The following is a 12193-nucleotide window of genomic DNA, read 5'->3' on the forward strand; positions in this document are numbered from 1 at the left end:
CTCCCCGCCTGACGGGCGCGTGCGATCCTTTGGGCCGCACGCGCCCTTTTTGTCAGAGGGTTGCTTCGATTTCCCGCGCAGCAAAATCAGGGTTTTCCGCCTGGCTGATCGGTCGCCCGACGACCAGAATCGACGCGCCCCGATCCAGCGCCTGACGTGGCGTGACCGCGCGCTTCTGATCGCCCAGTGCGCCGCCCGCAGGCCGCACGCCCGGCACGACGAAGAAGCCGTCATGCCAGTCTTTCTTCACGATACCCACTTCCTCGCCGGAACAGACGATGCCGTCCAGTCCCGCGCTTTGCGCCAGGTCGGCTAGCCTGCGAACCTGATCTTCCGCCCGAGAAGCGCTGGGGCCGCCCACGCCGATGTCGAGCAGGTCGGCATCGTCCAGACTGGTCAGCACGGTTACGGCCACCACCCTGGTATTCACGCCTGCCGCCGCCTTGGCATCCTCCAGCATGGCGCGCCCGCCCGCGGCATGGACGGTCAGGATCGCCGGTTCCAGCAGGTGCAGCGCCTGCACCGCCTTGGCCACCGTATTGGGGATGTCGTGGAGTTTGAGGTCGAGGAAGATCGGCAGGTTAAACTTCATCATTTCATGCACGCCATGATGGCCATGGGCGCAGAAAAATTCGAGGCCCAGTTTCAGACCGCCGACATGGTGCCGCACCTGTCCCGCCAGATTTTGCGCCTTTACAAGGTCCGGCGTGTCGATGGCGACGTAGATGGGGCTGCTCATGCTGGTCCTGCGGGGGAAAGAGGGAAGGGGGTTTCGATGACCGGTTCGGGCGTCATGACGGGTGCGGTCGCCGGGACAGGGGCAGGCGCGCTGACGGCGGCCAGTGCGCGTTCGGTGCTGTCCAGCCGACGCTTCAATCGCCAGCGGGTGGCCCGCGCCATGATCCAGAAGGGCAGCGCGCCCAGCAGGAACGCCCCGATCAGCAACACCGGCAATTTGGTTTCCATCACCATGTCGCCCCACAGGCGCACGGTCACGGGGACGTAGTTCGCCATGCAGAAAAAGGCGAGGGCGAGCGCGATGACGACCCAGAAGGCGGTGCGCAAAAATTGCATCGGCTAAAACCTTCATAGCTGCTGTTGCGATGCAGCTTAGGCGATCCCGGCGGATTTCGGAAGTGTCCTGTCGATTTCGATCGCCATCGACAGTTGCATCGTTTCGCCCGGCGCCAATATGGCCATGCCGCCCGGCCGGTTGATCGCGTCGGGCATATGGCTGACCGGCTCCAGGCAGAAGTCCGTGCCGTCGGGTGGACGAAAGACATGGAGCCAGTCCGCGCCGGTAGCGCATAGCGTCAGGCGCAGGCCATCGCCGCGCAGGACGGTCGCGCTGCCGCCCCAGCCGCCATAGACATTGTCGATCAGGCCGTCGCCCAGCACCGGGGCAGGGTGCGACCAGTCGCCGAGACTGTCGGCGGAAACTTCGCGGTCGGGCAGCATGTCGGGGGTGGAGAGCCAGAGGCTTTTGGCGTCGAACTGGAGGTGGGTTGCGGCATCGGCGAGGAGGTAGGGATGGAAGCCCAGACCCGCTGGCATAGGGGTGTCGCCGACATTGGTTAGCGACAGCGACATGGACATATGTGACGATTTTAGCGTGACGCATTGCTCGGCCCGGAAGGGCCACAGCCAATCGTCATTAACATCATGAATTTGAACGAGTTTTACGGAATCTGCGTATGTCTCTTTCGCTGTCCATTTCGTCTGCCAGCCGACGCCGTGGATGCTGTGCGGATGGTCGCCGAAATTGCGCCGAAGCTGACAGTTTTTGCCGTCAAACGGGAAGCGCCCGTGCGCGATCCGGTTGGCATAGGGGACCAGCGGGAAGCTGGCCATCGCCAGCGGATCGGCGCTGCCGTCGGGCGCACGGCGTAGCAGATCGACGCCGTCATAGGACAGCCAGCGCAGCGATCCGCCCGCAGCGGGCGAGAGCGCCGCTTCCAGCGCGCCCGCCCGCAGGATGATCGGCTGGTCGTTCAACCAACCATATCCTCAAGCTCGCGCCCCTTTGTTTCATGGACCATCTTGCGCACGAAGAAGAAGGAGATTGCTGCGAACAGCGCATATCCGGTGTAGGTCACAACCAGCCCCGGCGAGACAGCGAGTGCGGGGAAGCTGACCGAAATCGCCGCATTGGCGATCCATTGGGCAAAGCCCGCGACGGCAAGGCCCGATCCGCGAATCTGGTTCGGGAACATTTCACCCAGCATCACCCACATGATCGGACCCCAGCTGAGGTTGAAGAAGATCACATAGAGGTTCGCGGCGATCAGCGCCATCAGGCCATTATGGCCCGGCAGCGACACGCCACCATCCGCGCCGGTGACGGCGGTTGAGAAGGCATAGGCGACGACAGCCAGCGTGACGGCCATGCCCGCCGACCCGATCAGCAGCAATGGCTTGCGCCCGATCCGGTCCACCAGCAATATCGTGCCAAGGCACGCGCCGATCGACAGCACGCCGGACAAAATATTGATCTGCAACGCATTATCTTCGGAAAAGCCGACTGCTTCCCACAGGGTTGCGCCATAGTAAAAGACGACATTGATGCCGACCAGTTGCTGGAACACCGCAAGGCCAATGCCGGTCCACACGATCGGGCGGATCTTGCCACTGGCCTTGTCGATCAGGTCCGACATTTTGGGGCGGTGATTGTCGGTGGCGAGGCTGGCGCGGATTTCGGCGACCTTGCGCGCCGCTTCCTGCGGGCCGAACAGCCGGGTCAATACGGCCAGTGCATCGGCATCGCGACCACGCGCGACGAGGTAGCGGGGGCTTTCGGGAATGAACAGCAGGGCGACCAGATAGATGGCCGCCGGGATCGCCTGCAACCAGAACATCCAGCGCCAGGCGGGATAATCCAGCCACAGCGGCGCGGTGGAACCACCGGCGTAGCGGGCCAGAATGAAATTGGCGACGAACGCGCCAGTGAGGCCCGAAATGATCATCACCTGCTGAATGCTGGACAGTCGTCCGCGCACCGCAGCGGGCGTGACTTCGGAAATATAGACTGGCGATATGACGCTGGCCGCGCCGACGCCCAGCCCGCCGATGATGCGGGCGATGATGAACAGGACGGAGGAACTGGCCGCGCCTGCCACCAGCGCGCTGACCAGAAACAGCACCGCCGCCAGCATCATGACGCCGCGCCGCCCGATCAGGTCGGCCATGCGCCCGGCCAGAAACGCGCCGATGGAGGAGCCGACGAGAATCGCGCCGACATTGATGCCGATGCCCAGCTTGCCCAGGTCGAAGGCGGCTTCCAGCCCCTTTTGCGTGCCGTTGATGACGCCCGAATCATAGCCGAACATGAAACCGCCGATGGTCGCCACCGCGACGATCGCTGCAATGAAGGCCATATTGACCTTCTCCGCGCTCCCCTCATTCATCCGTCATTCTCCCATGTCTTATGTTGTAGCGATATGGCCCGGCAGCCCGGCGACGCCGGGGTCGAAGGCGAACAGATCACCTGCTAGCGGTTGCTGTGTCAACGCTGTCAGGTCCAGCCCTTTTCGTGCAGTCGTGGCGTAGGCGACCGTCAGGTCATTGCCGCCGAACGCGATCTTGGTGATGTTGGCGACCGGAAAGCGGATTTCGCGCATCAGCCTGCCCGCCGGATCGTAACGGCGCACGGCCCAACCGCCGAACAGCCCGGTCCAAAGGCAACCTTCGGCATCGATCGTCGGCCCGTCGGGATAGCCTGCATCGTCCTCGATCCTGGTGAACAGGCGAGTGTTCGCCACGCTGCCATCGCCTGTCACGTCGGTGCGCCAGATGCGCTTGCCCAACGTGTCGGTGTGATACAGGATCGTGCCGTCGGGGGAGAGGGCCGGGCCGTTGGTGATCGACACCGGGGGCAGGCCCGTTTCGGTGCAGATGCCGCGATGCAGGCGGTGGAAATGGCCGCTGCTCGCTTCCTCCGCATCGTCCATCGACCCGAACCAGATGGCACCGTCGGGGGCGACGGTGGCGTCGTTCAGCCGGTTGCCGGGCAAATGGGCTTCGGGCGCGTGCAGCAAGGTGAAGGAGGCATCGGCCGGGTCGAAGCGATGCACCCCCGATTGCAGGCCGACTGCGAACACGCCGTCATCGCTCGGCAATATCCAGCCGACCTGCCCCGGCGCGGTCCAGCTTTGCGCGATGTTCAGCGCCGGATCGAAGCGGTGGATGCGTGGACCCTTTATGTCCACGAACCACAAAGCCGCGTCGCGCGCGACCCAGACTGGCCCTTCGCCCAGCGTCGCGCCGACGCTCAGCACGCTATGGGGTCCGCCGCTCATGTGGTCAGCGCCAGCCGGCATCGATGAAATAATCATGCCCGGTGCAATAGCGCGCATCGTCCGACGCCAGGAACAGCGCCAGCGCCGCGACATCGACCGGCATGATCCGCCCGTCCAGACATTGCGCCGCGACAATTTCCGCTTCGCCTTCGGGGGTGTACCATTTTTCCTGGCGCGGGGTTTTGACATTGCCCGGAATGATGGTGTTGACGCGGATATTGTCGCGCCCCAGATCGCGCGCCAGGCTGCGTGTCAGCCCTTCGATCGCGGCCTTGGCTGTTTGATACAGCACCAGTTCGGGCAAGGCGAGATGCCAGCTGATCGACCCGAAATTCAGGATCACGCCGCCGCCCGCGCGCTTCATTGCCGGAACCGCCGCCTGCGCCGCGAAGAAGAGATGGCGCAGGTTCACGGCCATCCGCTCATCCCAGTAAGCCGGTGTCACATCGTCAATGCCATGGCGGTCGTCATTGGCGGCATTGTTGATCAATATGTCGATCCCGCCAAGGTCGGCATCGACCGTTGCGATCATCGCCAGCACCCTATCAATGTCGCGCAGGTCGCAGGGGTAGAAGGTGGGCGGGACGGCGGCATCGCCAAGCTGATCGACCAGCGCCCGGCTTTCGGCTTCGGCAATGTCGCAAAAGGCGACATGCGCGCCCTGCGCCACGAAACCTTCGACCAGTCCCGCGCCGATACCGCTGCCGCCGCCGGAAATGAATACCCGCTTGCCCGACAGGCTGGGGTAGGTCGCGCTGGTCATGCGGGGACTTTCTGTTGCAACAGGCCGCGCTGGGCCAGATTGGTCATCAGGGCAATGACGCCAAAGGTCCAGGGGGCGGCATCCTTCGACGTGACGACCCGGTTGGTCAGCTTGCCAAGACGCGGGGTGGAAATGGTGACGATGTCGCCGACTTTATGGGTGAAGCCACGGCCCGGATCGTCCCGGTCCTGCACTGGCGCGAACAAGGTGCCAAGGAACAGGGCAAAGCCGTCGGGATATTGATGTTCGCTCAACGTCTGGCGCACCAGTTCGAGCGGATCGCGGCTGATCTGGTCCATGGAACTGACGCCTTCGAGGCGGTAGCCTTCGGGTCCATCAATGGTCAGGGCGACTTCGGCGGCGCGCACATCGTCTATCGTGAAATTACCGTCGAACAGGCGGATGAGCGGGCCGAGCGCACAGGACGCATTATTATCCTTTGCCTTGCCCAGCAGCAGGGCGGAGCGCCCCTCAAAATCGCGCAGGTTGACGTCATTGCCCAGCGTAGCGCCGATAGCGCTCCCAGCGGCATCGGCGATCAGCACGATTTCAGGTTCGGGATTGTTCCAGGTGGAATCGGAACGGATGCCGATTTCTGCGCCAGCGCCGATGGTCGACAGGATCGGCGCCTTGGTGAACACTTCGGCATCCGGGCCAATCGCGACTTCCAGATATTGCGACCAGAGGCCATCCTCGATCAGGGCCGCTTTCAGTGCGGCCGCTTCGGGCGATCCGGGGACGACGGCGCGGATGGAACCGCCGACGCGCTCCTCCAGCCGACCGCGAATATCGGCCGCGGCGCTGGCGTCGCCCCGCGCGCGTTCCTCGATCACGCGCTCGATCGCCGACAGGGCGAAGGTGACGCCGCACGCCTTGACGCATTGCAGGTCCACCGGGCTGAGCAGCGGCAGGGCCAGCATGTCGAGGGGGCCGAGCGCTGCGCCGTCGCTGGCGGACAAGGGCAATAGTTCGACCAGTTGCGCGACGGTCGGCGCAACGCGGCTCATGTCATAGGCCATGCCGTTTTCGACCAGGATCGGGCTGGGGCCGGCGGCGGTCAGCACGCGGCCAAGAAAACGACCTTCGCGCCAGTCGGCGGGCAGGGCGTCGGCTAAGGAGAAGTCCCCCGGCATCATCAACTCCTAATGGAATGGTTGTTTATTGATAGCGCTACCAACATGGAACATGGCCGGAAGTCAAGAGGGGTGTTGCGGATTGGGGGAAGGATGCCTGTCCTTCTGGTGGCGCGCTAAACCGGGGTCTACCGATCGGCTGATCCGATTTTGCGTCTTTCGTCTTTTCCATACGGTCGCTTTGCGGCATAGCTGGCAGGACCATGAGCAAGAATGAGAAAAGCGCGCCGGTCACCGGCGCAGAAGCCGCCGCTCCCGCCTCCACGCAGGACAAGACTGATCTGGCCACTGCCGCCCGCAAATCAGCGGGGAAATCGGTGTGGACCGGGGCAGCGGTGGGTATCGGATCAGCCGCCATCGTCGCGGCGCTGCTCTATACCCGCAAACGATCCTGATCTGAGTCTCTAGTCAGCGAAGCGCACGAAAAAGGGCGACATGGCCTTCGCACCATGCCGCCCATTCGTGCGACCCGTTGTAGTTTCTTTTATTCCGTCCTACGTGACACTGTCTTTCATGACCCAATCCTTCGTGACAGGGTCAAGGGGTGATCGCGTGGTTCAGGCCGCCCCGCCGCTCAGATAAGTGACCAGTTCAGGCTTGCTGATGCTGGTGCTTTTGTCGGCATCGGCCGTCGTAAAGGCGCCATTGGCCCAAGCGGTAACCTGCTCTGCGGGCAGGCTCTTGCCCGTCGCCTTCATTTCCTGATCCTTCAGCGCGACCATCCATTTGGAAAATTCGGACTGGTCGAGGCTGCCGTCGCTATTTGCGTCATAGGCCGGAAATTCGGTATCCACGATCGATGCGACCGCGTTGGTGGGGTTCGCAGGCGTTGCGGCTTGCGGCGTGGCCGCCTGCGGTTCGGCGGGGGTTGCCGGAGTCGCTGCCTGCGGGGTAGCGGGCGTTGCAGCCTGATCAGGCATCGCGGCCTGTTGTGCCATGGCGGGGGCGGCGATGGCCATTGCGGTGGTGAACAAAATCGTGCGGATCATGAGATTTCTCCTGATTTGCGACCAATGTTTGAAAACGAAAATATGTTCGTCTTCGTGAATAGTGTGGAAAGAATAGTCTAACCGGGGCAAATGTTCCTGAACGTCCATTCATGTTCATCGGTTCGTCTTGGGAATTGCATCAACTCGACTGTTTAGGTCGGTGCAATTGCGACGAACCGATTCATTTTTCCGCGGGGGAAGCGCCGATTTGCCCCGCGCGGATGACGCTGCTACGCGGCGCGGCATCATCTTTGTGTCAAAAGTCAGGATTCGCCCATGGTCCCCCGCTATTCCCGCCCCGCCATGACTGCCCTTTGGGAGCCGGAAGCGCGTTTCCGCATCTGGTTCGAGATCGAGGCGCACGCCACCGAAAAGCTGGGCGAACTGGGCGTGGTGCCGCCATCGGCCGCCAAGGCGTTGTGGGACTGGTGGGCGACCAGCCCGGTGATCGACGTTGCCGCGATCGACGCGATCGAGGCCGTCACCAAGCATGACGTCATTGCGTTCCTGACATGGGTGGCCGAACAGGTGGGCGACGAAGCCCGCTTCATGCATCAGGGGATGACGTCGAGCGACGTGCTGGACACCTGCCTGGCGGTGCAGATGGCGCGTGCTTCGGACATTTTGATCGAGGATATCGACCAGCTGCTGGCGGTCATCAAACGCCGTGCGTTCGAGCATAAGCTGACGCCAACCATTGGCCGCAGCCATGGCATCCATGCCGAGCCAGTGACGTTCGGCCTGAAAATGGCGGAAGCCTATGCCGAGTTCAGCCGGTGCAAGGCGCGCCTGATCGCGGCGCGTGCGGAAGTCGCGACCTGCGCGATTTCGGGCGCAGTCGGCACCTTTGCCAATATCGACCCGCAGGTCGAGGAGCATGTCGCGGACAAGCTGGGCCTGGCCATCGAGCCGGTATCGACGCAGGTCATTCCGCGTGATCGCCATGCGATGTTCTTTGCCACGCTGGGCGTCATTGCGTCGTCGATCGAGCGTCTGGCCGTCGAAGTGCGCCATTTGCAGCGCACCGAAGTGCTGGAGGCGGAGGAATATTTCTCGCCCGGCCAAAAGGGGTCGTCGGCGATGCCGCACAAGCGCAACCCGGTGCTGACCGAGAATCTGACCGGCCTTGCCCGCGTCGTGCGCGCCGCCGTGGTCCCGGCGCTGGAGAATGTCGCGCTGTGGCATGAGCGCGACATCAGCCATTCGTCGGTCGAGCGTTTCTTCGGTCCAGATGCGACGATCACGCTGGACTTCGCACTGGCGCGCCTGACCGGGGTGATCGACAAGCTGCTGGTCTATCCTGAGCGGATGATGAAGAATCTCGACAAGATGGGCGGGCTTGTTCATTCGCAGCGCGTGCTGCTGGCGCTGACGCAGGCAGGGGTGAGCCGCGAGGACAGCTATCGTTATGTTCAGCGCAACGCGATGAAGGTGTGGGAATCGGACGGGCAATTGTCGCTGCTGGAGTTGCTCAAGGCCGATGCGGACGTGATCGCCGCGCTGCCCGCGCAGGACATCGAGGACAAGTTCAACCTGGATTATCATTTCAAGCAGGTCGACACGATCTTCCGCCGGGTGTTTGGCGAAGCCTGACCTCGTTACGATTGCAGGCTGCGTGTTCCCGCGAAGGCGGGAACACGCAGCCTGTTTCAGTGCGGATCTATGGTGCGGTTAGCGCCCGCCCAATTTCGGTCGCATCCGGGGCGCTGAATCCGATTGGCGGCGGATCAGCTTGTGGTCCAGCACCAGATGCTCGGCCTTGGCTGCCTCGCCCCGGCGGCCCTTGAGCAGGCGCACAAGCACCTCCACCGCCGCGCGGGCCATGTCGCTGATCGGCTGGCGAATCGTGGTCAGTTCGGGCCAGATCGTGGTGGCAAGCGACGTATCGTCGAAGCCGCAGACGGTCAGGTCGCCCGGCACGTCCAGCCCGTTGCGATGGGCGATGGCGACCGTCGCCGCCGCCATATCGTCATTGCTGGCGAAGATCGCGGTCGGCGGGTCGAGCAGCGCCAATATCTGTTCGGCGGCGTCCAGCCCGGATCGATAGGTGAAATAGCCCTGTGCGATCAGTTCGTCCTGCACCTTTAACCCGGCCTCTACCAGCGCAGTGACATAGCCTTCGAACCGGCGCGTGCTGGTGGTCTGGTTGGGATTGCCCTTGATGAAGCCGATGCGGTCATGGCCCAGCGCGATCAGGTGGCGCGTCATTTCATAGGCGGCCTGCCGGTCGTTGATGCTGACGGCGGCGAGATCGCCGGGGTGACGGCCGGTCGCTACAGCAACGGCGGGCAAATCGGCGGCGGCCAGTGCCTGCACCATTTCTTCCAGATCGCAGAGCGGCGGCGGCAGGATGACCCCGTCGATCCGCCCGCGCAGAAGATGGTCGACCACGGATTTGACCGAAGTCTCCTCGTCCCATTTTTCGACCACCAGATGCACGCCGCTGCGGCTGGCCTGATCCAGGCTGCCGACCAGAAATTTGCTGAGATAGGAATCGGACGGGTTGCTGTAGAGCAGGCCGATGCGGATTTCATCGCCACCGGCCAGGCTGCGCGCGGCGGCACTAGGGGCGTAGTTCAATTCTGCGATCGCCGCGTCGACTTTTGCCTTGGTGGCTGCGCGCACCACCTTTTCCCCGTTGATGACGCGCGACACCGTCATCGGTGACACCCCGGCATGGCGCGCGACATCGTTGATGGTCGGCGCGCCACGCTGGCGTCGGGAAGATCGGCTGTCGGTCAAGGGCGGGACTTTCCGGGGCAGGTGATGTCGTTACCGAAATGGTAGCGGCATCACCCTGTCATGATATAGTAAAAAATCACGGATTGCCCGGCGCATAGGGAAAAGACTGCGCCTTATACCAGTCGAGCGGGTGAGCGGGTGCAGCCGCCCCGGCGGGCAGGGGGCGCTTTGTGATCGATTGGAAATAGGCGATGCTGGCGTCCCGCCACCAGACGGCCTCACGCTGCTGGATCGTGAGGAACGTCTGCGTCTGGGCAAAGCGTTCCGGGTCGATCAGCGGGCGCAGGCTGTCCCATGTCGCGCGCATCGTGCCGACGGTGGCGACGCCCCGGTCATAGCGATGGACGAGGCCATCCCACACCGTCTCCCCCGACGCCAGCCGATCATCCCAGCCAATATGGTGGAACCACAGCAAGTCGCGTTCCGGCGTGGTGCCGGGCTTGGCCAGTCTTTTCGCGATCGGCGGGGCATATTGGGCGATGGCGTTGCTACCGCTTTTCGTCCGGTCAAAGCCGATGCCGCTGGCGTCCGCTTTATGATAATAGACCGGGTTCCATTCGGGGCGTCCCAGTTCGGACACCCATGGCGCGGGGCCATAATGATGGCCGGTCCCCATGACATGGGCCAGGCCGAGCGGGGTCATATAATCCACCGCCGCCTCGCGCGATCCCATCATCATCGTGACGACCGGATCGACCACTGCCTTGTCGGGGGAGAAGGTCAGCGCCGCCCACTCGCGCGCCACTGCGTCGGCCGTCAGATCCGGGTTCCAGGCCATGCGCCCGAACGCATACCAGTCGGCCTGATTGAAGATCGACCCGCTCCAGTCGCGATCCGCGCCGATATTGGCGACGCCCGCAATGCCGGTCAGCCTATGGCCGTCGAGCGATCCGTCGATGACCCTGGCCACCGTCGATCCCTTGCCGTGCGCGAAGGTGTCGCTCTGCAACGTTTCTTCGAATAGCGGGCCAAGATAGGTCAGGTGCGTCGATTGGCCCAGATATTCCTTGGTGATCTGAAACTCCATCATCAGCGGCGTTTTGGGCATTGCCCCGAACAAGGGATGGAAGGGCTCGCGCGGCTGGAAGTCGATCGCGCCATTCTTGACCTGCACGATGACATTGTCGGCGAACTGGCCGTCCAGCGGTTTGAAATCCGTATAGGCCTGCTTCGCGCGATCGTCGGGATTGTCATGGGCGTAGACGAAGGCGCGCCACATCACGATGCCGCCATGGGGTTTCAGCGCGGCGGCCAGCATGTTCGCGCCATCGGCATGGGTGCGCTTATAATCCTGCGGTCCCGGCTGGCCCTCGCTGTTCGCCTTGACCAGAAAGCCGCCGAAATCAGGGATCGCCCGGTAAATTTCGTCGGCCTTTGCCTTCCACCATGCGGCGACCGCCGGGTCGAGCGGGTCTGCGCTTTTCAGGCCATCCAGTTCCATCGGCGCGGTCCATTTGACCGACAGATAGACTTTGATGCCATAGGGACGGAATATGTCGGCCAGCGCGGCGGCCTTGACGATATAGGGCGCGGTCAGGCTGGTCGCCTTGGCGTTCACATTGTTGAGGACGGTGCCGTTGATGCCGATCGACGCATTGGCTCTGGCATAGTCTGCATAGCGCGACCCCTTATAATCGGGCAGCCGCCACCAGTCCCAGATGGATTGCCCGGCATAGCCGCGTTCCACCATGCCATCCAGATTGTCCCAATGGTTGAGCAGGCGCAGGCCGATGCGCGGCGTGCTGCGGATGTCGAGCCGGTCCAACGCCGCGCCCGATTGCGCCAGCCGCAGCCAGTGAAACACGCCATGCAGCACGCCGGTATCGCTGTTGCCCGCGATCAACGTGACGGCTTTGCCATCAAGCATGAGAGTGCGAATCGCATAGCCTTCGCGGCCCAGCCCCTCCAGCTTGACGGGCAGGGCAGGGGAAGCGGCGGGCGTCGCCAGCCATAGCGCATCTTGCTGGATCATGTCCGACAGGGCAGGCGTCGTGCCGGTCATGCCGCCAATGCCACGCTGTAATTCGGCGGTTGCGATCTGGATGGTCGCGCTATTGCCGGGGGCCGTAATGGTGCGCGCATGGGCGGAAATCTGCTGCGCGGCCGTCGGTTGGGCCGGGGCATAGCGCAGCCACAGATCATAGCCATCCTCGGCCATGGCAGGGGGCATCGCCACTATGCCGATCATGGCAATCATCCGGCAAAAAAGGCGGGCTAACATCATATCCTCTCCCTTGCGATCCTGTTGTCCAATGCCGCCTATGGGGCATT

General features: G+C 63.2%; 12 protein-coding genes. 2 read left to right on the forward strand and 10 right to left on the reverse strand.

Annotated features, from left to right (window positions below):
• Positions 1–52 precede the first annotated feature (52 nt).
• From pyrF to SPBM01_RS02880, 7 genes are read right to left on the reverse strand one after another with little or no spacing between them, the layout of a single operon-like run.
• Complete coding sequence (gene pyrF / locus SPBM01_RS02850) at positions 53–739, reverse strand: orotidine-5'-phosphate decarboxylase (protein WP_188063923.1); 687 nt, start codon at positions 737–739, stop codon at positions 53–55.
• Positions 736–1074, reverse strand: a complete 339-nt coding sequence (locus SPBM01_RS02855; RefSeq protein WP_188063924.1) for a lipopolysaccharide assembly protein LapA domain-containing protein — start codon at positions 1072–1074, stop codon at positions 736–738. Before SPBM01_RS02855 ends, pyrF begins: the two co-directional genes overlap by 4 nt.
• Before the next feature lie 36 nt (positions 1075–1110).
• Positions 1111–1995 carry an aldose 1-epimerase gene (locus SPBM01_RS02860; RefSeq protein ID WP_262504311.1) on the reverse strand — a complete coding sequence of 295 codons (885 nt, stop codon included), beginning with the start codon at positions 1993–1995 and terminating at the stop codon, positions 1111–1113.
• Positions 1992–3404, reverse strand: a complete 1413-nt coding sequence (locus SPBM01_RS02865; protein WP_188063925.1) for a sugar porter family MFS transporter — start codon at positions 3402–3404, stop codon at positions 1992–1994. Before SPBM01_RS02865 ends, SPBM01_RS02860 begins: the two co-directional genes overlap by 4 nt.
• Positions 3405–3422: 18 nt before the next feature.
• Complete coding sequence (locus SPBM01_RS02870) at positions 3423–4295, reverse strand: SMP-30/gluconolactonase/LRE family protein (RefSeq protein ID WP_188063926.1); 873 nt, start codon at positions 4293–4295, stop codon at positions 3423–3425.
• Positions 4296–4299: 4 nt separating this feature from the next.
• A complete protein-coding gene (locus tag SPBM01_RS02875; RefSeq protein ID WP_188063927.1) occupies positions 4300–5058 on the reverse strand; it encodes an SDR family NAD(P)-dependent oxidoreductase in 759 nt (252 codons plus the stop codon).
• Positions 5055–6191 (reverse strand): fumarylacetoacetate hydrolase family protein, encoded by a 1137-nt coding sequence (locus SPBM01_RS02880; protein WP_188065523.1) that lies wholly within the window; start codon positions 6189–6191, stop codon positions 5055–5057. Before SPBM01_RS02880 ends, SPBM01_RS02875 begins: the two co-directional genes overlap by 4 nt.
• A gap of 203 nt (positions 6192–6394) precedes the next feature.
• Here SPBM01_RS02880 and SPBM01_RS02885 point away from each other — a divergent pair, with 203 nt between their 5' ends.
• Entirely contained in the window at positions 6395–6586 is a 192-nt protein-coding gene (locus SPBM01_RS02885) for a hypothetical protein (RefSeq protein ID WP_188063928.1), read from the forward strand.
• A gap of 162 nt (positions 6587–6748) precedes the next feature.
• Here SPBM01_RS02885 and SPBM01_RS02890 read toward each other — a convergent pair whose 3' ends face one another.
• Complete coding sequence (locus SPBM01_RS02890; RefSeq protein ID WP_188063929.1) at positions 6749–7180, reverse strand: EF-hand domain-containing protein; 432 nt, start codon at positions 7178–7180, stop codon at positions 6749–6751.
• A 276-nt stretch (positions 7181–7456) separates the two neighbouring features.
• Between SPBM01_RS02890 and purB the strand changes: the two genes are divergently transcribed.
• Positions 7457–8773, forward strand: coding sequence for an adenylosuccinate lyase (gene purB / locus SPBM01_RS02895; protein ID WP_188063930.1), 1317 nt, complete (start codon positions 7457–7459; stop codon positions 8771–8773).
• A gap of 78 nt (positions 8774–8851) precedes the next feature.
• Here purB and SPBM01_RS02900 read toward each other — a convergent pair whose 3' ends face one another.
• Positions 8852–9922: a LacI family DNA-binding transcriptional regulator gene (locus SPBM01_RS02900; RefSeq protein ID WP_188063931.1), complete on the reverse strand. Its 1071-nt coding sequence runs from the start codon at positions 9920–9922 to the stop codon at positions 8852–8854.
• A 76-nt stretch (positions 9923–9998) separates the two neighbouring features.
• Entirely contained in the window at positions 9999–12143 is a 2145-nt protein-coding gene (locus SPBM01_RS02905; protein ID WP_188065524.1) for an alpha-glucuronidase family glycosyl hydrolase, read from the reverse strand.
• Positions 12144–12193 lie beyond the last annotated feature (50 nt).

Origin of the sequence: Sphingobium sp. KCTC 72723 (assembly GCF_014280435.1) — a bacterium.
GTDB lineage: Bacteria > Pseudomonadota > Alphaproteobacteria > Sphingomonadales > Sphingomonadaceae > Sphingobium.